Raw genomic sequence first — 631 nt, forward strand, 5'->3', positions numbered from 1 at the left:
GGCGGTAATAAAGCAACTTGCTGATTGTTATTGGGTTGGGCGAAAACAAAATCTACTGATCACCGGTCCCACGGGTACCGGTAAAACGTGGCTTGCATGTGCTTTAGCTAATCAAGCGTGTCGTAATAATTTTACGGCACGTTATTTACGTTTACCAAGACTATTTCAGGCACTTGAATTAGCCCGAGGTGATGGGAGTTTCCCTAAATTACTTGCTTCATTAGAAAAAATCCAACTCCTTATATTGGATGATTGGGGTTTGGCTCCGATGAATGATGAGCAACGCCGTGATTTACTTGAAATTATGGATGACAGGCACAATCAGTCCTCAACCATTGTGACTAGCCAACTACCTGTTAAGCTCTGGCATGAGGTTATTGGTGATTTGACATTGGGGGATGCTATCTTGGATAGACTTGTTCATAACTCTCATCGAATTGATATGAAAGGTGAGTCAATGCGAAAAAAAATAACTACAAAATTAGATAATCTGGAGGATAAGTCATAAACTTTAAAAAAGCGTCGCTTTGCTCCGGTTTGATCGCCATCGAATGGAATCAGTGATCGGTATCAAATGGAATCTATGATCGCGATGGAATGGAATCTTTGATCGGCATCAGTGGAATCTGCA

Annotated in this window: 1 protein-coding gene; it reads left to right on the top strand. The window is 41.2% G+C overall.

Going from position 1 to position 631, the window contains the following annotated elements:
- Positions 1-508 (top strand): IS21-like element helper ATPase IstB (gene istB, locus OQJ26_RS19315; RefSeq protein ID WP_265705290.1); only part of this gene is annotated, 508 nt, incomplete at its 5' end.
- Positions 509-631: the final 123 nt, after the last annotated feature.

Origin of the sequence: Legionella sheltonii (assembly GCF_026191355.1) — a bacterium.
In the GTDB taxonomy this organism is placed as follows: domain Bacteria; phylum Pseudomonadota; class Gammaproteobacteria; order Legionellales; family Legionellaceae; genus Legionella; species Legionella sheltonii.